Annotated in this window: 22 protein-coding genes and 1 tRNA gene; 4 read left to right on the forward strand and 19 right to left on the reverse strand. The window is 40.8% G+C overall.

The annotated features are described in order from the left end of the window. Window positions 1–142 precede the first annotated feature (142 nt). The gene (locus ACN20O_RS05310) at window positions 143–808 is read left to right on the forward strand and encodes a response regulator transcription factor (RefSeq protein WP_158649726.1); all 666 of its coding nucleotides are present in this window, start codon (window positions 143–145) and stop codon (window positions 806–808) included. Here ACN20O_RS05310 and ACN20O_RS05315 read toward each other — a convergent pair. From ACN20O_RS05315 to ACN20O_RS05360, 10 genes are all read right to left on the reverse strand, one after another. Continuing rightward, entirely contained in the window at window positions 805–1,878 is a 1,074-nt protein-coding gene (locus ACN20O_RS05315) for a UDP-N-acetylglucosamine--N-acetylmuramyl-(pentapeptide) pyrophosphoryl-undecaprenol N-acetylglucosamine transferase (protein WP_491637908.1), read from the reverse strand. The genes ACN20O_RS05310 and ACN20O_RS05315 overlap by 4 nt on opposite strands. A gap of 78 nt (window positions 1,879–1,956) precedes the next feature. Then, entirely contained in the window at window positions 1,957–3,741 is a 1,785-nt protein-coding gene (locus tag ACN20O_RS05320; RefSeq protein ID WP_491637910.1) for a DEAD/DEAH box helicase, read from the reverse strand. A gap of 160 nt (window positions 3,742–3,901) precedes the next feature. Next, window positions 3,902–4,957 carry a hypothetical protein gene (locus ACN20O_RS05325; protein ID WP_491637912.1) on the reverse strand — a complete coding sequence of 352 codons (1,056 nt, stop codon included), beginning with the start codon at window positions 4,955–4,957 and terminating at the stop codon, window positions 3,902–3,904. Between the two features lie 14 nt (window positions 4,958–4,971). Then, a complete protein-coding gene (gene trpS, locus ACN20O_RS05330; RefSeq protein WP_491637914.1) occupies window positions 4,972–6,066 on the reverse strand; it encodes a tryptophan--tRNA ligase in 1,095 nt (364 codons plus the stop codon). Window positions 6,067–6,145: 79 nt separating this feature from the next. Then, on the reverse strand, window positions 6,146–7,102 hold the full coding sequence (locus tag ACN20O_RS05335; RefSeq protein ID WP_491637916.1) for a spore coat protein U domain-containing protein: 957 nt from the start codon (window positions 7,100–7,102) through the stop codon (window positions 6,146–6,148). Beyond that, complete coding sequence (locus ACN20O_RS05340; RefSeq protein ID WP_491637917.1) at window positions 7,099–9,561, reverse strand: fimbria/pilus outer membrane usher protein; 2,463 nt, start codon at window positions 9,559–9,561, stop codon at window positions 7,099–7,101. Before ACN20O_RS05340 ends, ACN20O_RS05335 begins: the two co-directional genes overlap by 4 nt. Next, the gene (locus ACN20O_RS05345; RefSeq protein ID WP_491637919.1) at window positions 9,548–10,264 is read right to left on the reverse strand and encodes a fimbrial biogenesis chaperone; all 717 of its coding nucleotides are present in this window, start codon (window positions 10,262–10,264) and stop codon (window positions 9,548–9,550) included. The genes ACN20O_RS05340 and ACN20O_RS05345 overlap by 14 nt, the downstream gene beginning before the upstream one ends. 62 nt (window positions 10,265–10,326) lie before the next feature. Further along, window positions 10,327–10,680, reverse strand: a complete 354-nt coding sequence (locus ACN20O_RS05350) for a hypothetical protein (protein WP_491637921.1) — start codon at window positions 10,678–10,680, stop codon at window positions 10,327–10,329. Between the two features lie 55 nt (window positions 10,681–10,735). Beyond that, the gene (locus ACN20O_RS05355) at window positions 10,736–11,212 is read right to left on the reverse strand and encodes a fimbrial protein (RefSeq protein WP_491637923.1); all 477 of its coding nucleotides are present in this window, start codon (window positions 11,210–11,212) and stop codon (window positions 10,736–10,738) included. Window positions 11,213–11,277: 65 nt separating this feature from the next. Beyond that, entirely contained in the window at window positions 11,278–11,751 is a 474-nt protein-coding gene (locus ACN20O_RS05360) for a fimbrial protein (protein ID WP_491637925.1), read from the reverse strand. Window positions 11,752–12,201: 450 nt separating this feature from the next. Here ACN20O_RS05360 and ACN20O_RS05365 point away from each other — a divergent pair, with 450 nt between their 5' ends. Beyond that, a complete protein-coding gene (locus ACN20O_RS05365; RefSeq protein ID WP_491637927.1) occupies window positions 12,202–12,501 on the forward strand; it encodes a hypothetical protein in 300 nt (99 codons plus the stop codon). Window positions 12,502–12,504: 3 nt separating this feature from the next. On the opposite strand, the gene ACN20O_RS05370 is transcribed toward ACN20O_RS05365, so the two are convergent. Beyond that, the gene (locus ACN20O_RS05370; RefSeq protein WP_491637929.1) at window positions 12,505–13,047 is read right to left on the reverse strand and encodes a MarR family winged helix-turn-helix transcriptional regulator; all 543 of its coding nucleotides are present in this window, start codon (window positions 13,045–13,047) and stop codon (window positions 12,505–12,507) included. Window positions 13,048–13,135: 88 nt separating this feature from the next. Between ACN20O_RS05370 and ACN20O_RS05375 the strand changes: the two genes are divergently transcribed. Further along, the gene (locus ACN20O_RS05375; protein WP_491637931.1) at window positions 13,136–14,038 is read left to right on the forward strand and encodes a CorA family divalent cation transporter; all 903 of its coding nucleotides are present in this window, start codon (window positions 13,136–13,138) and stop codon (window positions 14,036–14,038) included. 3 nt (window positions 14,039–14,041) lie between these two features. Here the strand turns inward: ACN20O_RS05375 and ACN20O_RS05380 are convergent, their stop codons facing one another. Together ACN20O_RS05380 and ACN20O_RS05385 are read right to left on the reverse strand one after the other, a co-directional pair. Continuing rightward, window positions 14,042–14,341 (reverse strand): MscL family protein, encoded by a 300-nt coding sequence (locus ACN20O_RS05380; RefSeq protein ID WP_491637933.1) that lies wholly within the window; start codon window positions 14,339–14,341, stop codon window positions 14,042–14,044. Between the two features lie 30 nt (window positions 14,342–14,371). Then, the gene (locus tag ACN20O_RS05385) at window positions 14,372–14,719 is read right to left on the reverse strand and encodes a DUF1761 domain-containing protein (protein ID WP_491637935.1); all 348 of its coding nucleotides are present in this window, start codon (window positions 14,717–14,719) and stop codon (window positions 14,372–14,374) included. 154 nt (window positions 14,720–14,873) lie between these two features. On the opposite strand from ACN20O_RS05385, the gene ACN20O_RS05390 reads away from it, so the two are divergent. Next, window positions 14,874–16,004 (forward strand): hypothetical protein, encoded by a 1,131-nt coding sequence (locus ACN20O_RS05390; protein WP_491637937.1) that lies wholly within the window; start codon window positions 14,874–14,876, stop codon window positions 16,002–16,004. 74 nt (window positions 16,005–16,078) lie between these two features. Here ACN20O_RS05390 and ACN20O_RS05395 read toward each other — a convergent pair. The 6 genes from ACN20O_RS05395 to ACN20O_RS05420 all read right to left on the reverse strand — a co-directional run bounded on the left by ACN20O_RS05395 (window position 16,079) and on the right by ACN20O_RS05420 (window position 22,731). Continuing rightward, window positions 16,079–16,161: transfer RNA gene (locus tag ACN20O_RS05395), tRNA-Leu, on the reverse strand. Window positions 16,162–16,223: 62 nt separating this feature from the next. After that, a complete protein-coding gene (locus ACN20O_RS05400; RefSeq protein ID WP_491637939.1) occupies window positions 16,224–18,722 on the reverse strand; it encodes a hypothetical protein in 2,499 nt (832 codons plus the stop codon). Between the two features lie 31 nt (window positions 18,723–18,753). Next, window positions 18,754–19,632, reverse strand: a complete 879-nt coding sequence (locus ACN20O_RS05405; protein WP_491637941.1) for a hypothetical protein — start codon at window positions 19,630–19,632, stop codon at window positions 18,754–18,756. A 206-nt stretch (window positions 19,633–19,838) separates the two neighbouring features. Continuing rightward, window positions 19,839–20,816, reverse strand: a complete 978-nt coding sequence (locus tag ACN20O_RS05410; protein WP_491637943.1) for an ABC transporter ATP-binding protein — start codon at window positions 20,814–20,816, stop codon at window positions 19,839–19,841. An 11-nt stretch (window positions 20,817–20,827) separates the two neighbouring features. Next, a complete protein-coding gene (locus tag ACN20O_RS05415; protein WP_491639262.1) occupies window positions 20,828–21,832 on the reverse strand; it encodes an ABC transporter ATP-binding protein in 1,005 nt (334 codons plus the stop codon). Next, on the reverse strand, window positions 21,829–22,731 hold the full coding sequence (locus ACN20O_RS05420) for an ABC transporter permease (RefSeq protein WP_491637945.1): 903 nt from the start codon (window positions 22,729–22,731) through the stop codon (window positions 21,829–21,831). Before ACN20O_RS05420 ends, ACN20O_RS05415 begins: the two co-directional genes overlap by 4 nt. Window positions 22,732–22,738 lie beyond the last annotated feature (7 nt).

Consider the following 22,738-nt stretch of genomic DNA (forward strand, 5'->3'; position numbering starts at 1 on the left):
TAAACAATCCTACTTGACACAATAAAAACATATAGATATAAATCTTATCTCAAGATCTGAGCAATTTCGTCTAAGCTTATTTAAAAGGAATTGTTGTAAACTTATACTAAGAGGAGCAACAGGGATATTTATGGAGAGAAAAATGCACGTAACGATCGTGGACGATGTGAAAGATAACTTAAAAAGTTATAACGAATTATTATCACCAACATTCAATCTTGAACTCATCCAGAATCCAGTAGACCTTCTAAGTTTCCTTGGAAAAACCGAAACAGATCTTATCCTTCTCGATCTGCATATGCCGACGATGAATGGATTTGAACTCTATGAAAAATTTAAAACATCTCATCCAGACCTTCCTGTTATTTTCTTAAGTGGTGACCCTTCAGAAGAATCAATCATTAAAGGTCTCAACCTTGGTGCAGACGATTTTATCGTTAAGCCTGTCTCTCTAAGAGAGCTGGTAGCGCGTATTAAGAATAAGATCAACACGAAGCAAGCTCAGGCGAATGAATCAGAAATCATTGCCTTTGATGGCTTTAAACTTCACTGTGAAATGCAAATGGCAGAAATTGGAGAAGAAAAAATCCAGCTTACGCCAATTGAATTCAAACTTATCCACCTTTTGGCAAAAAACCCAAATAAGGTTTTCTCTCGTGAGTACATCACGAACCTTCTTTGGCCGAACATCCACGTTCAAAACCAGAACATTGATACTCACCTTTCTAATCTTAGAAAGAAATTGATGCCTTTTTCTAAATACATCCGCACGATTAAATCGCGTGGGTATATTTTAAGAATCGGCTAAAAAGCTTTTTCGATTTCTTCGACTAAAAACTGAAGCCCATTTTGCTTCTGCACTTTCGTCATTGGATTGCGATCACCAATATCCGATAACGCCTGAAGAAAGCTCGCATCCGTCAGTTCTTTTTCTTCAATAATGATAGACCCAAGTTTTTTATGGGCCTCTAAGGCATTAAAGAACTGCTCGTTCTTTTGAGCGATCTTCAAAGGAATATAAATCGATTTTTTTCCGACTGCGATCAATTCGCACACCGTCCCAGCTCCAGAGCGGGAAATAGTCACTGTGGCCAGTTTAAAGAGGTCAATCATCTCTGTTCCGATAAAAGGAACTGCGATGTAGTCAGGGTGCTTTAGCTTTGTGCTGTAGTCATTAAAGAAGGCCTTCCCTGTCTGGTGAACAATCAGATATTTCTCAGTTAAAAAAGCGAAATTCTTTTCAATAAGCTTATTGATTAACTGAGCTCCATTTCCACCACCAGTAACAAACATAATCGGCTTTGAAGTTTCATTGATCACTCTGCCGTTGATTTTTATCGGCTTGATCTCATCGGTGTAACACTCTTCTCTTAGCGGATAACCAGAGAAGTAGGTTTTGTTTTCATCGAAGTATTTATATGAATCTTCAAAACTAATGAACACACGGTTGGCGAAGATTGAACAGATTTTATTGGCCAAACCTACGCGGCTCGTTTGCTCGTGAATAAAAGATTTTTTCCCTTGAAGTCTTGCGGCCAAAACCACCGGTACAGAAACGAATCCACCAGTTGAAAAAATTAAAGTATTTTTTCTATCAAATTTCCAAAGCAGTTTAAAAGAATCCACTAACCCTAAAAACACGCGGATAATATCTTTCATATTTTCCATAGAAAGATAGCGTCTTAGTTTTCCGGTGCGGATGGGATGATAAGTAAGCTTGTAATCCTGAACCAGTTCGCGTTCGATGCTGGCAATACCACCGATATAGTGAACATCGTAACGAGCATCTTCATTGATTTTTTTAATAATAGTCAGCGCCGGCATAACATGGCCGCCAGAGCCCCCACCTGTAAAGATCAACGTTTTTTTGTTAGACATAAAGGCCTCAGGGAAAATAAAAAGCGCCCCCATAAGGGAGCGCTATAAATTAGATGCCTTTATTATAAGTAGAAAAGATTAAGAACGGAAGGATCTTTCAGATCTGTTACCGTTTCTGTCTCCATTTCTGTGGTTGCTTCCACTTCTGAAACTTGGACGACGATCGCGGTCTCCACCACCGAAGTGTGGACGGCTCATTGGTGCCGAGCGAGTAAGCTCGAAACGCACAGTGCGGTCGATGATCATCGGAGTGTTAACTTTTAATAAAACTTCACCATATTGCTCAGGAACTTCTAAGAAAGAAAATGTTTCTTTCATGTCTACGTTTCTGATCAGGCGCTCTTCTACTTTAACCATATCTGAGATTGATCCCAGTAGTGATTTAAGAGTCAGGCCGTGGTCTTTACCGATGTTAACGAAGAATCTCATGTTGCCAGAGTGGTTTGGACGTCCCTGGTCTCTGCTTCCTCTGTCGTTGCCTCTATCATTTCCTCTGTCATTGAACTCACGGTTTTGACGGTCTCTGTTTTCAGGACGTCTTTCCTGGATTTCAAGAGAAGGAGAATGATCGTAACGAGAGATTTGAGATTTGAAGATATGGTTGTACATAACCTTCAATAAATCTTCTTTTGAAAGATCATTGAATTTTTCTGTAAAGACAGCATCTGCAGAAAGTTTATCAAGGTTTTCGATAACGCTATCAAACTTCTTAAGCTCCTTTCTAACCATTACTTCCTTTAACTCAGCTGGTGTTGGAAGAGTGGCCTGAACAATACGAGCTTTCGTATTGTTTTCTACCATGCGAAGTCTGTATCTTTCTGATGGTTCAACTAGAGTGATCGCCACCCCTTTCATCCCCGCGCGTCCTGTACGGCCGATACGGTGAACGTAAGATTCGATGTCTTGTGGAAGACCGAAGTTAATGACGTGAGTAAGGTTGTCTACGTCAATTCCGCGAGCGGCAACGTCTGTACAAACCAGCATGTTGATCTTTTTAAGTTTGAAGTTCTTCATTGTAATGTCACGTTGTTGTTGTGACATGTCACCGTGAAGTGAATCTGATGGATACCCACGAGCGTTTAGTTCGTCAGCAAGAGTTTTAGCATCTACTTTTGTACGGCAGAAAATCATTCCGTAGTAGTCTTCTAGAGAATCAAGGATTCTGCAGATAGCTTCGCTCATATTGTTGTGGCGAACGACATAGTGCTTTTGCTCGATAGACTCGTTAGATAAAGTTTTCTTTTGAACTTTAACAACAAGAGGATCTTTTAGGTAAGTCTTGATTAGAGAAAGAATTGGAGCTGGCATAGTTGCCGAGAACATCCAAGTTTTTCTTTCTTCACCAAGGTTAGAAAGAATTTGTTTTACGTCGTCGATGAATCCCATATCTAGCATTTCATCTGCTTCATCTAAAACAGCGTATTTTGCGTTATCTAGAATTAAAACACCACGGTCGATAAGATCCAGAACGCGTCCTGGAGTTCCTACTACGATTTGTGGACGGTCTTTTCTTAATCCTCTGATTTGTCCTTCAAGAGAAACACCACCGTAAACAGCAAGTGTTTTTACTTTTTCGTACGTAGAGAATTTTTTGATTTCTTCAGTAATCTGGTTAGCTAACTCGCGTGTTGGAGTTAAGATTAGTGCTTGAACATCACGGTTAGTGAAGTCGATCTTATTTAATAGTGGAAGTGAGAAGGCAGCAGTTTTACCTGTACCTGTTTGCGCTTGTCCTACAAAGTCTGTTTCTGTTGTTGCAAGTGCTGGAATAGCTTGAGCCTGGATTTCTGTTGGCTCTACATAGCCCCTCTCCGTGATCGCTCTAATTAATGATTCACGTAGTGGCAATTCTTGAAATGTCACTTAATACCTCGTCTGAATGTGGTTCCACCGATCTTAATTGCTTGAAATGAAACCTGAACCACTAGACGCAAAAAAAGCAACATCGAAGGGAGAAACGTTAAATGTTAAAGACTTCATACGTTATTAATAACGATACGACTAGCCCAATGTGTAAAAAAGATTAGAATTCGAAGCTTAATCGTGGGTTAAAGGCCAATCCACCGATGTAAGTCTGGGGTTTTCCGAAATATAAATGGTATTCGATCATTAAGTCAAAACTCGACTTCCCGACTAAATAAATTCTCATTCCAACCCCTGGAATAAGCCCAACAAGAGTCCCTTCCTTAATCTTAGTGCTCAACTCCTGCCCTTGAGAATTCAGGTAGCGTCTTCTCACTCCGTAGTCTCCAATCGAGAAGGCTAAACTTCCAGTCCAGTCAGTTTTAACTGCGCCCTTTTGGAAAAGGGGCTCGTGGTAATCGGCAAACAAGCGGTATTGAAGTGCACGGATAACATCCGGGATATTCTGATTGCTTCTATCGCTGATAATCTCAACAGCAAATCCTGTCTGAATCTTTGTCGTCATGTCACCAACAAAACGAAATGATGTCAGCATTGACCCATTATCTAAAGACGGGTGAAACTTTTCGTAGTTAGAATTCAAGTAACCGAATGAGAACTGTAAATAGCGTCTTAATGTGTTGTCATAAATTGCAATAGCAATCACATCATTTTCAAAAGTTGGTGCTTTTTTATTATCATCAAGTCTGATCTCACCGTCTTTAACGACAGGGGCAGCTGTTGGAGGTGTTTCTGTTGATGGGCCAAGCTTTAGCTGCCCATCTATTGGGTTGGCAGGGGCTTCTTTATTAACAACTGGAGCTGACTCAATCGGTGCAATCGCAGGAATCGCTTCTGATGGCTCAACTGTTTTAGCTTCGTCTTTATTAGCTTCCTTCGAAATCAGCTTTGATTTCTTTTTTGATTTAGCAGTTTTTTTCTCAACTGGTGGATTAACAACGTCATCATTTGGAATGACCAGGGCCTCTGCCGCCGGAGGAGCCACCACTTCAACACCATGAGGAATTTCAGCTGGCTTAGCGTCTTTATCGCCGTCAGCGCGCTCAATGATCTTTCTCGTTCCTTCTTCCGTGATACTTAAAGGTGCACTCTCAATCACTTGTTGAGCATGCGCTTGTGATAATGACAAAAGTAAAAACCATCCTAGCAATTTCATAGGGCCAACATTCCTTAATTAACACCAATTGTGTTTTTAATATTTCGGACAAGTTCACGGGCCTGTGGACGAACTCTCTCTGCTGCTTCTTCCAGAATTGCATCGATCTTCTTTGTATCGGCCATCAGTTCATTATAAATATCGCGAGGTCCTTTCAAAGTGTTGTTAAGTACATTTAAAAGATCAGCCTTTGCTTCTCCCCATCCAATACCACGCAGGTATCTTGCTCTCAGGTCTTCAGTTTGCTCTTTAGTCGCAAATGTCTGATAGAAATCAAAAATCAGAGAATCATCCGGGTTCTTGGGTTCAGTCGGCCCACTTGAGTCCGTAGTGATTCTGTTGATAAGTTTTTGTAGCTCTTTTTCCGTTGAAAAAAGTGGGATGTGATTGTTATAACTTTTGCTCATCTTTCTTCCATCAAGACCTGCCAGCAGCTTATTTCCTTCTGCAACGATGGCCTTGGGTGGATTTAAGAAAGCGACGTCTTTTGTTTTTTCATTAGTTCTAATGAACTCAGCAAGCGACTTCGTATTTTTTTCGTGATCCAGATTTTTTCTAATCTTTTCATAACCTGGAACATAATTGCTGTTAAATGAGTGCGCGATATCGCGGGCAATCTCAATGTGCTGAAGCTGATCTGCTCCAACAGGAACAACATCCGCATTTAAAATCATAATATCGCAGGCCATGAGCACAGGATAAGAAAATAGCCCCATGTTCACACCAGCATCTTTATCGCGTTGTTCTTCCTCGTTGGCCTGGACCATGGCCTTATAGGCGTGAGCCCTGTTCATTAAGCCTTTGCTGGTAAAACAGTTCACAATCCAGTTTAGTTCCAGGATTTCCGGAATATCACTTTGTTTATAAAGAGTAACTTTTTTTGGATCAAGTCCCATGGCCAGCCATGTGGCGGCCACTTCATAAATATAGTTTCTTAAAAGTTTTGCATCGTGAACGCCGATGAGTGAATGGTAGTCAGCGATGAAATAGTATGAGTCGTATTCACCAGAATTCGCCATCTCAATAGCTGGCTTGATAGCTCCGATGTAATTTCCCAGGTGAGGCATCCCCGTTGGTTTGACCCCAGTTAAACAGATTTTTTTAGACATAAATTCCTTCTTAGAGAGACGCCTTCTATTCTAGACAATTTTAGGCGTTCTAAAAAGAGGAAATCAGCCTCTATAGCGACTAGTCATTGCTGATAACGGATAAGGTGACGTAATCCTGATAGGTTCCCGGGTCTTTATCGTCGACTGTCTTAATAGCGACCTTAATAGGCACCAGAGCGCCCCCTGAAGGAGTTTTTCCTGTGCCGCTGGCGATAGTGACCGGAGAAGATGCCGAAGAGGTTAAAGTCTTAATAGAGTTATTGGCATAGAAATCATAGCCGATTTGCGATTTCACTCCCGTCCCACCGATGCGCTTTAAAAGTCCGTTGTTGCTTGAAGACACTTTTAAGATATAACCAGAGTTACTGACGATGCGGACATCAAACCCCAATTGCTCACCTTGCTCTAGTTCTCCAAAATCCAGTGTTTTTGAAGTCTGGTTGCCATCATAAGTTCCGCCAGTGTCGACCATTGATAATGAAATAAACTTGGCGACATTCAAATAAACATAAAGGTCGCGATAGCCTTCATAAGAAACAATATTTGTATATGTCCCCGAATAAAGCTGAACCTGGACGACATCGTAATAAGTCCCGGCACTCGGAGGAGAACTGGCATCAATTGGTGCAAGTGAAAAATAATAATTCAGGTTTTTTGATGAGCCTTTTGAAAGTGTATCAAAGATAACTTCATTGGTAGAAGAGATATCACTTGGCTCTTTCAATACCCCTGTGGCGTTATTATTTTTATAAAAGTTGTAATACAAATAACCGACCCAAGTCGTAATATTGTATCCGCGACGGTTGTAGTTTCCCGCCCAGCCTTTGGTAAAAGCGAGAAAGAAATTATTACAGTTTGAACTATTACCACCCTGCCCTCTGCTGACCTGAACAGTCCCGGAAACGATTGGGTTAGTGTCCCCAACTCCATAAGAAAATGTCGGGACAGTTAAATTGTAATCACAATCTGCAAAAGCATTGCTCACTGGAAAGAAGCTCAAGGCAAAGAGTAAGGCCGCTATTGATTTCATTTTCATAACTCGCTTCCTCCATCCGGCAGAATAATGTCACCGGTATCCACCATTCCCTGCTTCTTCCCTGTCATATCAATCTGTGCTGGTGAAAAATTATTATCATCAAGCTGAATGGTTCCTAAACCTGGCTCAACTCCTTCGATAAAAAACTCTCCTTCACGGTCAGTAAAAAATGGCGTGCTCTTTTGTGTTTGTGCCGAAGTGAAAAATCCAACTTTAAGCGCCAAAGGATTTTTCTTCTGATCAACAATTCTTCCCTTTAAAACCAGAAGTCCAGCTTTTCCAATGACAAATAAATGTCCGCTGTCTCTTCTTGGATAAACCACAAAACTCTCTTGTCCTAGAATATACCCCGGGTCCAGGTTGCTTGGGTCAAGTTGAAGTCTGCGGTATTGGTAAGGTGCTAAGCTTGAAACCAGAGACTCGCCAAAAAGCCCTGTCGTCGTGTCATTAACTCCGCCGGCAGTCTGAACTCCAAACTTCTGTCCACTCCATTCTTTATTTGGTTTAAAAATAACGAAACTGTTTGAAATAGGTCTGGCAATTGAGAAGGCAGAATCATCACCATTGTGAACAAATGCAAATGCACTTAAAAGACGCACGCTGGTTTTGTAGCCTTCTGATTGACCATTATTTTTCAGCACCTCTTGTCTCGCTCCGACATCGGCCAGAACCGTGTTGTATTGCAGATCAAGAGATGCATTCTTAGAAGAGTTATTGTCATCAGCAGAAGCTGAAACTTTAAGATCGTTGTATTTTTTCCCGGTATCTCTGATAACCGTTAAGCGTTTTGTCTGTGACTCTTTTTCATAAAAGGCCGAGGCAAATGTCGAACTCTCGCCAAACGTCATGTTAAAGAAAAAATAAATTTGATTAGACCATGTTTTGAACTCATCTCTGCTTCTTCCGGCATAGGCCGTCAGTGAGCTCGATTCGAAAATCTTAGTTGTTAAACTACCGTTAAAGGCCAATCGTGCATTTTCGGCCAGAGTTGGATTTTGATAACTTCCTCCTAACGCCACATTGAAACGCTCAAAAAGCGGTACACTATAAGAAGCTGTGGCGGTGACATCAAAACGATTTTTAAAATTCTCACCGGCTTCATTAAAAAATGGCGAGCGGTATTCAACCTTAGTCGTTAGAGTATGAGAGTCATACCAGTAGGCCCCGAATAAGTTGAGCTGATAAGTGGCCTGAGTGACATAACCGTTATTGAAGTCATTTTTTGTTCCGGCCAAATCAAATGACCAGTTACCATAGGCAGAAGACAGAATATGGTTAGTCCCCAGCATTTTATATTTTTTATTACCCTGAGCATAAGCAGAGACGCTCCAGTGTTTATAAAGACCGTGCTGGTAAAAACCTGACACAAAAGCGCCATTGTCTTCGTTATATTTTAAATTCCCATCAACTTCCGAAGATGGATACCCTGTCGCTAGCGCATATCGACTGACACCTTTTGCTAATAAATCCAGAGAACCTGATTCATTAAAAGTAAAAGACTTGGTGACTCCAAATTCATCTGTTACTTCTACTACGATGCGGTTGAGCCCGTTGTTTAGTGGAATATCTTTTACCGAGTAACGGCCGGCACTCATGTATTCAGACTTAAGTAAAATATTATTCACATAAGTTTTTACCAATGAACGGCTGTCGACTTGAAATTCAAAAGAAGAAGTGGGTGTTACAACGCGATAAGGATTCAATGAAAAGTCGCGGTAAAAAGAAAGACCCCCAAGAGAATACGCCTGCTGATACCCGATAATAGGGTAACTTACGTCTCCCGCTTCAATTCTTTGCATACGGTTAGGACGATCGAAAATAGCTTTTGAGCCTTGTCTTCCCCACTGACGATCTCTCGTTGAAAGATAAGTCATGCGGTTTTCTAAGGCCACTTTCTGGATGTTCATAAACGCATCAGTTTGCGCTGTAAATGAATCCGACTGACCGGTGTTATGGTTGAAAGTCTGCTCGAGTTTATAATTTAATCCCAGCGAAAAAGGTGCTGGCTCAATCGCCTTGCGCGAATAATAAGGAATTAAATCATCGTAGACGTTGGCATCTGTCGGGCGCAAATCCTCCGGAGGAATCTGAACAGAAAGTCTTAACTCTGACGGATGGTACTGCACTTTAAAAGGCAGTCTATCCGGACTCACATCACCATCATTGACCGGATACTTCATAATTTTGTCTTCGCGGATTTTATCAATCAGAAGTTTTCTTAACTCTCCACCAGAGATAGAAATAATTTTATCCCCCTGAAGGGTGACCGAAACTTCTCCAATGAAAAAATCTCCCAGCGATACATCAACCGGAGTCTTTTTTTCTTCGCTCGCTTTCCCAAAAACTTTTTTAAAAAGTTCGTCTGTAGACTGTGATTGAGACTGGGCCTCTGCTCTATAGAGCGGACCTAACAGAACCAGAGTCGATATAAAAATGGGTTTAAAATTAATCTTTATCAAAACTAATTTTCACCTTATCTGTGGACTGAACATCTTTGAACTTACCGCTTTTCTGGAAATGAAAAATGCGCTCGCTTTCAGCCAGTACATTTTCTCCGATCATGCCTTTTAGATCTTCGCCTTCAACCGTGATATCTTTTTTACCGTTAAACTTGATGACCAGGTTCGAAAGCACTTGATGCTTTTTACCTGCATTACTCATGGTTAATGAAACCTTCTTCTCATCCACTTCCATTTTTTTTAAGGAAACATCAGAAGAAAGTCCTTCCGGTTCAACATAAAGGGCCGCTACATAACGAAGCAGAACTTTAATACTGGCCTTTTGTTTTTTATTTTTATCAAGTTCAATTGGAAGCTGTTCTGCAATCAAGCGGTAAGCTTCTTCTTTGACAGGAGCTGTCTTTCCAACCCACGTCACTTTCACTGAACGCTTTTCGTTTGGTGGAATGATTAACTGTGTAGGATAAACTGTAATTTCATTGTCGATTTTTTTGTTGGTCTCAACACCTTCAACACTCATCTCTCTTTTCATGACTGATGCGGTAACTGCAATCGGCTGGTCAGAGTCATTTTCCAGATAAAATAAAGTTGAGTTTGTTTTTTCTTTTACGCCGATTGATGTCGACATTGGAGAAAACTTAAATGCATGAGCATTTAATGAGATCAGTAAACTTGTGAGGATGAATAAAATGTTGCGCTTCATTCCTTGAAACCGCCTTTTAAAAGTTCCTTTAATTTTAGCGGTTAAATGGAATTACTACAAAACTAATTTGCAGATATTTTCAGGAAAATAGGTTTGTGGACAGGCATAGTATCCTTTAAGTGTTTCACTAGAAGTTCGTACTGAATACTGCGGTCACTACCAGTTATTTTCTTCAAGTTTGCCTCTAAACCAGACTGATCAAGGCCTTCAACTTCAAACTTCTGTTCGTTGCTTAAATACCTGGAATTCATTTGACTGGTAAATGTCACTAAACTTTTTGAGGAACTAAGCTGAGTTTGGTTTATGGTCGTATTAATCGCAGGAGGGACATAGGCCCTTAGTACTAATCTTGCACTTCCATCGGCCAAGGCCAAAGAGGAAAGAGAAAAAACAACGAATGCTAAACAAGTCTTCATATGAGACTTATCGGCACAATACCTGACTAGCTTTAGCGGGTATTATGAAACTTATCTATCTAGCTGCAATTTCAAAGGTAATTGTGTCTGTATAGGTACCTGCCACCATCTGTTCGGCCGGTTTTCCGGTGTAGGAAATCGTCAGGTTGCGAAGAATATTCACATAAAAAATATGCCAGCGCTCGTAAGTCGTTCCAGCTGAAGTCGAAAGATTCAAGGCCGTCCCATCATACTTAAGCGAGTAAGGAAAAACCTCTGCTCCATCAGTACGTTTAAGTTTTCCCAGGTTCGCACTAGTTATTGTCACTCGGTATCCAGACAAAATCGCGTTTGATTTTTCTCTATAGCTCGCAACTTTTAAATCGGTTTGAGTTGTCGAAAGATCCAGACCTGTTGCAACGGCTTCAGGAAATACTTCAATCGAAACTCTCGATGAAACTTTTCCCTGTAAAAGAGATGACCCTGTCACTGCCGAGAAAGCAGAGAAAGAAAAAAGAAGTGTGAATAGCAGAGTGGAAATAATTGTCTTCATCTTCCTTAATTTTGGGCAAAAAAAGGCCCGCCATCCATGAGCGGGCCTTTTTTATTTTTTTAAAATTAGTTCGCAGCGATGTTGAAAGTAACTGTATCAGCGTATGTACCTTCTACCATTGATTCAGCAGCAACACCTGTGTATGAAATGTTCAGGTCTTTGTTCACGTTAACAGCTGCAGCTGAAGAGTTTGTGAAAGTTGAACCTGCTGCCGTTGAAAGACCTACTAATGATCCAGCATACTTAAGTGTGTATGAGAAAACTTCAGCACCGTCTGTTCTCTTAAGTTTCCCTAAGTTTGCAGAAGTGATTGTTACCTTGTAACCAGTTTTTGAGTTCGATTGCTCATTAACTGTAGCTACTTTTAGATCTGATTGAGTTGTCGCAAGATCAAGAGCTGATGCTACTGCAACTGGAGTTACAACGATCGCTACCTTTTGGGCCACTACACCTTGAAGTAGTAATGAACCTGTTGTTGCAGCAAAAGCTGATGTTGTCGTAAGAGTTAAAAGTGCTGTTACTGCTAAAAACTTCTTCATAAATACTCCTGTGTTGTGATCGTTTTTGGTTTTTTCGTAAACCTGATTCTGTCCTTATCTAAAGCACTTCCGGTGCCAAGTTTAAAACAACCTTAAGTCCTCGACATCAAGTTCCTGTCTAGGAGAAAGCCTGACTATATTTTAAACACTGATGTCAAAACGTGTCTAAAAAAGTGTCAAAAGGATCTTTTTGCCAGTTGCTAATATCACCACAACAACACCACTAAAAAAGATTTAATTATAATTGGATAGACTACAAAACTATCAATAAAAACCGTCTATATTCAAAGTAGAATTTTACTTAATAAAAGACTTAAAAAAGGAAAGCTCAATGGGAGATATCCAGGCCTTAGCCAAGGGTGGTTTCTACACACAACCGAATCTTAACTTGAAGCTGGCCCAAGACCCTGCTACAAGGCTGTCATTAGTATTTTTAATTGGGAGTGAAGTATGAAGAACTTAGTTTTAGCTATTGGTTTTTTATTTAGCGCAGGGGCTGCACTAGCGTGTAATCCAGAAGCACAATTTATTGGAACAGTAACTGAATACAAAAAAGTTCGCATCGACCAGAACATGTTCGATTGCTCATTTAAGATCAACTATACTGATTACAGAGCAAGCATGGTATGCCCACTAAGCGAATCTGAAGCATCTACTACTGAATTCGTAGACGCTTCATGTAGCCTGAAAGATGGCGACGCGGTTTCTGGATACCTTGTTGTTCAAGACGGCCAGATCGTTATCGAATAATTCTTAAGCTTGATGCTTGATGGTTTGTTCATCGTGAGCTACGGCGTCGAATGTGCTAACCATCTTGGTCATAATCTGAATCATCATCTTGCGCTCTTCACTGTTAAGAACACGCGTATAATGCTCCATACGCGCAATGTGAATTGGCAATACTTGTTTCAGCTTGTCTTCACCAACCTGGGTTAACTCAACCAACATACCTCTTCTGTCTTTCGGATCTTCAACTCTTTTCACAAAACCATCTTTTTCGATAGCATCAATGAATTGAGTCATCGTTCCTCTTGTGACACCTGTTCTCTTCGCCAGCTCAGAGGGAGAAAGAGCGTGTACAGGCTCTTGTCTCTTTAAAAGCATGAGGAGCTGAAAGCGTCCAGGAGTAAGACCAAACTCAGACAGAGTGGCTTCTCGTCTCATGTTAATGAGAGATGAAACTTTGTGAAACTGAAGGATCGTCTCTACTGCTTCTGGAGAAACTTCCGGGTAGTTTGTCAAAAGTTCTTGGTAAACGGGATCTGATTTAATGTCTAAAATACTAGTGTGTTCCATAGATTCTGATTATGATAGTAAGGTAGGTTATTGGTCAATTTAGGAAAACCTTAAATTTTGCATTCCCTGATCATTTTAAGAATAAATTATGAAGAAGTTTGAGACACAGTTACAAAACATTCGTTGGGTTGATCTAACGACTCCTAAGAAAAGCGATTTGAATCATTTGTCACAGGAGTTAAGTATACCTAACCGCGTACTGATAAACGCCCTTGACCCAGAACATCTGCCTAAGTATGAATTACTTGAGTCTGCCGCTGTCATATATCTGCGAACGATCGATCATTCAAAGACCGATGCCGCTAACATTCAAGATTTGACGACTAAAATAACCCTGATCATAAGCAATGATTCACTTATAAGCATCCACCGACTGGATCACCCATTTCTGGAAGAGCTTCGTCTTGAAGCTGTGGAAAAAAATTATACACTAAAAGATGTGATTAAAAGAATCATCACTTCTTCAATGATGACATTCGATGCCCCACTCTCTGCTCTGGAAAATAGAGTGGAGATTTTTGAAGAGAGTATTTTTGAAACAAGTAAAAGTGAAAACATTGTCCGCGAAGGCTACTTTTTAAAAAGAAAAGCTTCGGCCATTAGAAAAGTATTAAAATTCTCTCTCGATATTCTCGCCTCTCTACAAAGCAGACCGGATTTTGTCTGGAGGGATTTTCAAGGATTGCGCGAGAGCATTGAGCGCAATCTCTTTTATACGGAAGACGTTTTAGAAAATGTCACCGGCCTTCTCAATTTGCACATCTCACTTTCGGCCCAAAAGACCAATGAAGTTATGCGCGTCCTGACCGTATTTTCGATTTTTTTCTTGCCGCTTAATTTCTTAGCGGGTGTTTACGGGATGAATTTCGATAATATGCCGGAGCTTCACCATGAAAGCGGATACTTCCTGGTTTTAGGAAGTATGCTCGCTATTTCAGTAGGGATCTTTATCTGGGTGTACCGCCGTGGATGGCTGAAACGTCCAAACTAAGAATTACTTTTTTGTGACAGTTTCTTCTCTGAGAACAAATTTGGCGATCAGAAACACCACCAGCGCCACAATAAAGAAATCAGCAGCAGAGCCAATCACTTTGCCGTAGAAAATTCCTTCATACTGAAGTTCTCTGATATTTGCAACATTAGCAGCTTTAAGCGCCGGCTTAAAAATAAGCGGCATCATCAAGTCGTTGACCAGGCTTCCAATAAGTTCATTAAGTTTCCCACCGATGATGACAGCGATAGCAAGACCAATAACTCCGTAAGCTTTAAGAAATGAAAAAAACTCTTTAACCATATTCTCCCCCAATTAGATATTAGGAGAAGTTTAATTCCAGTACCAAAAAATGAAAAGCATCATCATCAGCCTTACTAACTCAAAACTTGCGTCAATCGTCACAACAATCCAATTTTTAAACTGCCACACTGCCTTGTTAACAGCGAAAGGAAGGAAAAATCCGGCCCACACCAAAAGTGTTGCCAACACTCCTACTTCTAGTGAGCCATCACTTAAAGACTTTGTAAAAAAGACCATCAGTCCAAAGACGTAGGCCGTAATTAAAGACACCAGAATATAAATGCTAAAAGATGTCATCTGTTGTTTTTTAGTCACACTTCCTTGGTCTTTAACCCCGTACATATATTTACTGTAAGGAACTCCAAAGAGCTTACTCATCCAGAGAAATCCTAGGACTAATGACAAAACACTAGAGGCAATGACCGCGAAAAAATTTACGCTCACAGGAATCATGACTTCTCCTTAAAATATTTATTCACAAAGTATAACATCAAACTTGTAGAGAAAAAGTCGCCATGCTTTAATTTTATTTATGAAAAAGAAAATATTGTCGTGGATTGGATACATTTTATTCATCATCTTTGTCGTCACTGCTTCACTAGAGCTCGCCAGTCAATTTTATGTACACAACTACAGACGCGATCTTCTTCACCAAACCTATCAGCAAGAAAACCCGGCCGAATACAAACGCATTAAAGATTGGTACGGCAATTTTAAGCGCTCACCTTTTTTTGGATATGTGACAAAATATGGGAACAATTATGGCTTTAGTTCCAGCGATGATTACCCACTGGCAAAGGACAATAATACTTTTGTCATCGCTATTCTTGGTGGCTCTGTCGCAGATCACTTCGTCCGCCATATCGTGGCCAATGAGCGACTGACTAATAAACTGAAAGAATATGTCCCTGCTCTCAAAAACAAATATATTCGTTTTATGAATCTCGCTATTCCCGGCTACAAGCAGCCTCAGCAATTCATAGCCCTTTCTTATTTCATTGAAGATATCGACATGGTTATCCAGCTCGATGGATGGAATGAAGTATGGTCAAGAACCAGTGGCGCTTATCCGATGAACTATCCGACTTTCAGTGAATTTCTATACGATGATGAATCGAATGGTAGAATCAGTGACGTCTTTGAACAAAAAGAAAAAGCTGAAGCAATCAGGATGCATCCCATTTTGAGTAAGAGTGCCATTATGATTCTCTATCGCAACATTCTTCTAAAAGATGTCTATAAAGAATCCCAAGACCTTTCCGAACCCAAGACTTCTTTCTATAACCGCACAAACTCTGCCGAAGAAATTCAGCAAATCCTTGTCGGCAATTGGAAAAAATACACTCAGATGCAACAGGCAGTTTTAAAACTTCACAATAAGCCCGGGTTCTTTTTTATTCAACCAAGCCAATACAATCCAGGTTCAAAAACATTGAGCTCCGAAGAAGAAGTAACGGCCATTAATGGCATATTTGCCAACAGTGTGACGGACTTTCTGGCCTTGAGAAAAGAAGCTCCGGCACTTGGGGTCCATGACCTGGCAATGGTGTTTAAGCCGTTTAAAGAGACGGTTTATATCGATGATTGCTGCCATCTCAACAATAAAGGCAATGAGATTGTAGCTGATGCTATCTTTCGCACGATTGGACAAAATTTTAAGTAGAGATAAGGAAGAGTTTGAATTTTAGGCACAAAAAAACCCATTCGAGATGGGCTATTTTTTAATCTATTTTCAAATGGTGCCCTGCGAGGGACTTGAACCCCCACGCTTGCGCACTAGATCCTAAGTCTAGCGTGTCTGCCAATTTCACCAGCAGGGCATCGTTTTGAGACACTATTTTTACTCAAAAATAAAATACCTGACAAGTGAAAAATGAAAAAATTATGAAGCTTTTTTGGTAACGCCGAGTTTTTTCTCTAGTTCGGCGATTTTTGAGCTCATTAACGTATTTTCTTGTTTAAGTTTAACGATTTCCTTACGTTTTTCGGCCACTTCGTTGTTTGCTTCACCTAGGCGAGAGTTGGCCAGCTCGAGCTGTTTTGCGTAGGCATCGGCACTCTTTTGGCCTGCTCCGCCCTTCTTATTAGACGATTCCAGCTGGCTCGTGACGTATTTAAGCTTCTGCTCAGTCTTTTTAAGCTCGATAGATAGAAGCTTGTACTTATCCTCAGAAGACTTTCTTTCACTCTGTAGGATGGCAATCTGGGCCTCTCGTTCGGCAAGCTCGGACTTCATTGCTGAGCTTGAACCTGCTGCCGAGTTTTCTTCTTTGAGTTTGCGGTTTGCTTCGCGCTCCTCTTGGAAGCGAGCTTCCATTTCCAGCTTATCTTGCTTGAAGCGCTCGATTACCGATTGGGCCATCTGCATATTTGAACGCAAGCTCTCAATTTCTCTTTCGTGCTTTTCTGTCGTTTCGCTTTCGCGATTTTCAATATTTTCATTGATGATATTGACCTTTTTATTGGCCAGCTCAAGTCTGCCCTTCAAGCTCTTATTTTCCGCTTGCAGGATCTGAAGCTTTTCTTCACTGGCAAATTCACGGCTACGGGCAAATTCCGATTTGATCTCAACAATTCGGTCTTCAAGTGCGGCGATCTTCATGTCTTTAGCGCGAAGATTGATTTCGGCGTCGGCCTTATGTTTTTCAATGATCTTATCTTTTGCCTTGGCCACTTCAACAGCTTTACCGAGCGCTGATTTCAACCTCCCTAGTTCTGGATTCTCCTGAGAAGGTGTTGCCAGATTGCCTTCGATACCCTGGAGGGTTTTCTCATTCTGGAGTCGGATGATTTCATTTTTCATCTGCTCGAGAACTTTTTTCATTCTGGCGATTTGAGATTCAAGCTTTTCTCTGACTTCGTCTGGTGTCTGATTCCCTAAGATTTTGAGCGCGAAAGCTTCTTCCAGTTTCTGGTTTTTTACAAGCTCAGAAGAGACAGCTTCTTCAACAATGCCACTGACAACAGTCTTAATATCGTTTTCTTTAACATTAAGTTCCTTAGCAACAACACGGATAATATCTTCCTGAATGACATTGCGTCCTTCAGAGTTGATACGGATGACTTCATCCTGGATCTTTTCATTGATTTGAGAGCGTTTAACTTCCCACTTCTCATTGTTGGCGACAGCGACGTCTCTTCCAGACACCCTGATAGCTTCATTGTCAGAAGTATCAACCCAACCTTTGACTCGGTCGTCGCCTTCTTTCTCACTTCCTTTCCCGTGAATCATCAGGATTTCTTCAATATCACATAGAGATTTTTCTGCAATAATTCTTTGGATCTCCTGAACCTGTGGATCGAGTTTTGTGTTGGCAATCTTTTGAACGTAATCTGTAATTCCGCTAAAGAGTTGGTCATCTTTAATCAAGCGGAAAACAAAACTCTTAACTTCATCATCAACTTCTTTAACTGCTTCTTGCTTCGGATAAAATGATAAATAGTATTCCACGTCAATAAGCTCAAGTTTTTCAAGTGGCTTTGGACGTTCTTCATTGTTGCGGTAGTTTTTAATGAAAATAGCAAACTTTCTGGCAATGGCCAGCTTCTTCGACTGCTCATTTCCACCCTTAGGTGCTTCATAACGAACAGGCTTCTGAGGTACAAGCCCTGGATGGAGTTCGGCCGGCGATTCTGCAACTTCAGAACTAGAGGCTTTTTTGGCCACTTCAGTAAAGAAGTATGACTTCATTCCTTTAAAGCTCTTGTCTTTAAACATCAGCATCGAAAGAGTCAGTTTCTTTTTCTTATCAAAGTACGTCACATCGAAATAGTTTGTATCTTTAGTCAGAAGATCTAAGACATCTTTAAACTCACCCTTTCCACCAAAGAACTCCACTTCCATTGAAATTTGAACAGTAAAAGCTTCCCCGTTGTGAGAGTAAGAAAGATCAATCGGCATTCTCTCCTGGCCTGCTTCAACTTTCTTGAAAGCAAACTTAAGCGCCGTATGCATATAATCGCGAAGTGCATTGATATCAAATTTCGCCTTATAGGCTTCAACCACGATTGAATCCACAAAGTATCCCACGTTGAGATATTCGTGAATCTTCACCGAGTAAATGTTCTTTAAATCTTTTGAATAACGGTCAACAAGGTCGAAGTCGACTGCTTCAGTAAAATACGATGTTAGAAGTTTTTTACCGGCCTCTGTCGCAAACAATCCTTCACTGATGTAACTTCTCACATGAGTCAAAAATTTTGCATCCAGGTCGGCCTTAGTTTGTAGTCGTGGAAGATGAGTCACTTCCGGGCAGGCGTTATTGATAGCAAAAAGATAATTGTGACCTTCAGTGTATTTTTGCTCTAACTCTACTCCCATCTCTAAAAAGAAATGCGCCACCGGTGAGCTCATAAGCTCCGGTGTCACTAAGATCTTCATTTTAGAGTTTTGATTCAAATCCTTATCCCTTTTAAGCGGCTACATCTGCCGTTCTTTCTTTTTTCATGAGCACGCGTTTTAAAAGCCTTTGGGTCTTCCCTTCGCATTTAAAATCGCCGCAATCAATTGCCAAAAGCACATTCTTATCAAGACACTTTTTAAAGCCGTAAGAACTATTTAAGGCCACCATTACAATTTCCAAATCACTCATCTCGCGTGAATTAATATTGCGAATTCCTGACCCATCATATTTTTCAAACAACACACTTTTTGTTAACACATCATCTGAAGCGATTTCTTTCATCACTTCAAAATCTTCAGGAAGAAAACTTTCCTGGAATGATAAGTAATCCAGCTTCTCTTTTAAGCTCATCACGTTTACGCTTTCTCCTAAATGCATCAAACTCTCGAGGGTTGAAGAGAAGAGCCTAGAGAGAAAATCTGATTCGTAATAACCAAGAAGAAAAGCGCAGAAGGCATAAGAGCTTGCGACACTTAAGTGTCTTTTGAAAAGCTCGCTGTCTCTTTCCATAAAAGCAATTCCCTCTTCAGTTGAAAACTTGGAGAAGAATTTCCACGCCAGCATATTAAGTTCAAATTGTTCTTTTTCTTTTTCGATGAATTCTACTCGTAGTAGTTCAATCAACTGCTCACGCCACTTGATCTTGTCTCTCATTAAAACTTCAGAGCAGTATTTTTCGTAAACTGCTTCAAACTCATGACGAACATCTGGATCGATTAAATTTTCAATTGTGAGTGTATGTTGTGCGGCCTCGAGTTTTTTAATTAACTCGAAATTGATGGCGTCACCTTTTTTTGAAACGAGTAAGTTTTGACCAGATTTTTTCTGCCAAAAAATATCTCCAGGTGCGAGCATTTCATTTCTGATGAGTTTAAAATTGAAGTTCATTTTTTCCCTTAATTTTAGAGGGTTTTCCCTCTAAAGCTTTTCGGAACAAAATGAAAATCATTGACATATTTTAGACAAAAGCTTCGAAAAAATGCTCAAGCAGAGCATTTTTATTTTTTGATTTTAAGAGTTCGAAGCAGCCTCAGAATACCTGAGGCTTTGGACTGTAGTTCTATTGGATTAGACCTATTAAACTAAATGAACTTTTACTTACTAATCGGATTGTAGCAACGGTACATATGTGTTCCAGAATGTTGAGTCACGCTTGGAAAAGTTTGACGACAAACATCCGTGGCATTCCAACATCTTGGGTTGAAATGACATCCTTGTGGTGGATTCATCGGGCTTGGGATGTCTCCTTCAAGGATAATGCGATCCGGTCTCTTATCCGTACTAGGATGAGGAATGGCCGAGAATAATGCTTTAGTATAAGGGTGTTTTGCATCCCCATATAGTTCGCTAGACTCAGCAACTTCTACCATGTTTCCTAAATACATTACGGCTACACGATTTGAAATATACTCAACAACCTTAAGATCGTGAGCGATGAAAAGGTATGTTAAACCTAATTCTTTTTGTAGATCCATTAACAGGTTTACAACCTGAGCTTGAACAGAAACGTCCAGAGCAGAAACCGGCTCATCGCAAACAATGAATTCAGGTTCAACTGCAAGAGCGCGAGCGATACAGATACGTTGTCTCTGTCCACCAGAGAACTCGTGCGGGTATTTATTAAGAGCGTCTGCTGGAAGTTGAACTTGAGCAAGCAATTGAAGAAGACGAGCTTTTCTTGCTGCTTTATCTGTGTGTAGATCATGGATATCCATTGGCTCAGCAAGGATATCTCCAATAGTCATACGCGGATTTAATGAAGCGTATGGGTCTTGGAAAATGATTTGCATTTTTCTTCTGATCGCTCTCATTTCAGCTGGAGATGCTTTCTCGATGTTCTTTCCATCGAAAATGATTTCACCCGAAGTTGGCTCAATCAATCTTAGAATTGATCTTCCCAGAGTCGTCTTTCCACATCCAGACTCCCCTACTAAACCAAGAGTTTCACCTTTTTTAATTTTAAAGCTGATGTCATTAACCGCTCTCACGGCCCCAACTTCACGCCCTAAAAGTCCACCCTTGATCGGGAAAACTTTCGTTAAGTTTTTTACTTCTAATAAATATTCGCTCATAGACCTTTACCTTAAAATTGCTTTAGAGGGTTAAAACAAGCCGCTAAGTGGCCTGCTTCCATGTCTCTTAGTGTTGGTTCACCTTGAGACCCACGACAGTGTTCAGTTACACTTGAACAACGATCCTGGAAATTACATCCTGCAGGTAAATCAAACAGAGATGGAACCATTCCTTCGATTGTTTGAAGTCTTTCTTTTCTCTGACTCTTAGTAGAGTCAAAAGAAGGAATCGAGTTCATCAATCCTCTCGTATATGGATGTCTCGGGTGATTAAATAATGTTTTTACGTCGGCCGTCTCAACGATCTGACCACAGTACATAACTGCAACTGTATCACATGTTTCAGCAACGACCCCCAGATCGTGAGTGATCAGGATGATCCCCATTCCCAGTTCTTTTTGCAGCTTTTTCATTAGCTCAAGAATCTGTGCCTGAATTGTTACGTCCAGAGCAGTTGTCGGCTCATCAGCGATAAGAACATCTGGCTCACATGAAAGCGCGATAGCGATCATAACCCTTTGTCTCATCCCACCTGAAAGTTGGTGAGGGTATTCTTTAACTCTCTTTTCAGGAGAAGGAATCCCTACAAGGCGTAGCATATCGACAGCTTTTGCTTCTCTTTCTTTTTTAGATAATTGAGGTTGGTGAAGTTCAATAACTTCTTCGATCTGGTTTCCGATAGTGAATACCGGGTTAAGCGAAGTCATTGGCTCCTGGAAAATCATCGCGATTTTGTTACCGCGGATTTTTCTCATTTCACTAGCGTCCATGTTGACTAAACTCTTTCCTTTAAAAAGAATTTGTCCACTTGCTACGCGCCCTGGAGGATTTGGGATAAGTCCCATGATCGCTAGAGCAGAAACAGATTTACCTGATCCAGACTCTCCTACGATCCCTACAGTTTTTCCTTTGAATACGTCAAAGTTTACACCGTTAACCGCTTTAATCGTTCCACGGTCAGTCTTAAACTCAACGACCAGGTCTTTTACTTCTAAGACTTTTTCAGTCATTTTTATTTCCCTTTCAGTTTTGGATCAAGAGCATCGCGAAGAGCGTCTCCAAGAATGTTAAAAGCAAGAACGATAAAGAACATTGCCAGAGTTGCAGCACCTAGCTGCCACCACACTCCACGAGCAAGCTCCAGTTTCGAGTCGTCAATCATTGTTCCCCAGCTTGGACGTCCTTGAACTCCAAGCCCCAGGTAAGAAAGAATAACTTCAGATTTAATCGCCGCTTCAAAAGTCAGCGAGAAGTTGATGATAAGAACGTGAGTGATGTTCGGTAAAATATGCTTGAAAATTTTTCTTGTGTGACCAGCACCTAAAGCGTTTGCCGCTTGAGAGTACTCGCGGTCTTTGTGCTTCATTACCTCACCGCGGACGATACGGCACAGACCTACCCAACTCGTAACCCCGAGAGAGATAAATACTGTCGACGTTCCCTTCCCCATGATGAAAGCGATCGCAACCAGAAGCATGATGAATGGGATTGATGAGAATGTAGTGTAAAACCAAACGATGATTTCATCAACGATCCCACCGAAATAACCAGCAAGAGCTCCAAGAGTTGTTCCGATAAATAAAGCGATGAAAGAAGTCGCTAAACCGATGGCAACGGCCGTTTCAGCTCCTTTAACCATCTTTAAAAAAACGCTTCTTCCGAAAATGTCTGTTCCGAAAATGTATTCTGCACCTGGTGGTGCGTAAGAAGGACCTACCTCAACTCCCCAGTTGCTGGCGATGACGCCAAGGAAAGTTAAAAGAGCGATTAAAAAGTAAAACCCAACAATGATCAAAGAAACAAGAGCAAGCTTGTCTTTAACGATTGTAGAGAAAGCATGCTGCCACAGGGACTTGGATGCTTTATTTTTTGTTACAGGAACTTCTAGTGCAATTGTCTTAGTATCTGTCGTCATTCTTCTC

The sequence above is a fragment of the Bacteriovorax sp. As-1 genome (assembly GCF_058446905.1).

Excerpts from the sequence above, each read along its gene's own strand:
- ACN20O_RS05390 (WP_491637937.1), top strand. The coding sequence starts at position 14,874 with ATGAAAAAGAAAATATTGTCGTGGATTGGATACATTTTATTCATCATC.
- ACN20O_RS05380 (WP_491637933.1), bottom strand. The coding sequence starts at position 14,341 with ATGGTTAAAGAGTTTTTTTCATTTCTTAAAGCTTACGGAGTTATTGGT.
- ACN20O_RS05410 (WP_491637943.1), bottom strand. The coding sequence starts at position 20,816 with ATGAGCGAATATTTATTAGAAGTAAAAAACTTAACGAAAGTTTTCCCG.
- ACN20O_RS05370 (WP_491637929.1), bottom strand. The coding sequence starts at position 13,047 with ATGGAACACACTAGTATTTTAGACATTAAATCAGATCCCGTTTACCAA.
- ACN20O_RS05400 (WP_491637939.1), bottom strand. The coding sequence starts at position 18,722 with ATGAAGATCTTAGTGACACCGGAGCTTATGAGCTCACCGGTGGCGCAT.
- ACN20O_RS05345 (WP_491637919.1), bottom strand. The coding sequence starts at position 10,264 with ATGAAGCGCAACATTTTATTCATCCTCACAAGTTTACTGATCTCATTA.
- ACN20O_RS05350 (WP_491637921.1), bottom strand. The coding sequence starts at position 10,680 with ATGAAGACTTGTTTAGCATTCGTTGTTTTTTCTCTTTCCTCTTTGGCC.
- ACN20O_RS05405 (WP_491637941.1), bottom strand. The coding sequence starts at position 19,632 with ATGAACTTCAATTTTAAACTCATCAGAAATGAAATGCTCGCACCTGGA.
- trpS (WP_491637914.1), bottom strand. The coding sequence starts at position 6,066 with ATGTCTAAAAAAATCTGTTTAACTGGGGTCAAACCAACGGGGATGCCT.
- ACN20O_RS05335 (WP_491637916.1), bottom strand. The coding sequence starts at position 7,102 with ATGAAAATGAAATCAATAGCGGCCTTACTCTTTGCCTTGAGCTTCTTT.
- ACN20O_RS05355 (WP_491637923.1), bottom strand. The coding sequence starts at position 11,212 with ATGAAGACAATTATTTCCACTCTGCTATTCACACTTCTTTTTTCTTTC.
- ACN20O_RS05375 (WP_491637931.1), top strand. The coding sequence starts at position 13,136 with ATGAAGAAGTTTGAGACACAGTTACAAAACATTCGTTGGGTTGATCTA.
- ACN20O_RS05315 (WP_491637908.1), bottom strand. The coding sequence starts at position 1,878 with ATGTCTAACAAAAAAACGTTGATCTTTACAGGTGGGGGCTCTGGCGGC.
- ACN20O_RS05360 (WP_491637925.1), bottom strand. The coding sequence starts at position 11,751 with ATGAAGAAGTTTTTAGCAGTAACAGCACTTTTAACTCTTACGACAACA.
- ACN20O_RS05365 (WP_491637927.1), top strand. The coding sequence starts at position 12,202 with ATGAAGAACTTAGTTTTAGCTATTGGTTTTTTATTTAGCGCAGGGGCT.
- ACN20O_RS05385 (WP_491637935.1), bottom strand. The coding sequence starts at position 14,719 with ATGAGTAAGCTCTTTGGAGTTCCTTACAGTAAATATATGTACGGGGTT.
- ACN20O_RS05325 (WP_491637912.1), bottom strand. The coding sequence starts at position 4,957 with ATGAAATTGCTAGGATGGTTTTTACTTTTGTCATTATCACAAGCGCAT.
- ACN20O_RS05420 (WP_491637945.1), bottom strand. The coding sequence starts at position 22,731 with ATGACGACAGATACTAAGACAATTGCACTAGAAGTTCCTGTAACAAAA.
- ACN20O_RS05310 (WP_158649726.1), top strand. The coding sequence starts at position 143 with ATGCACGTAACGATCGTGGACGATGTGAAAGATAACTTAAAAAGTTAT.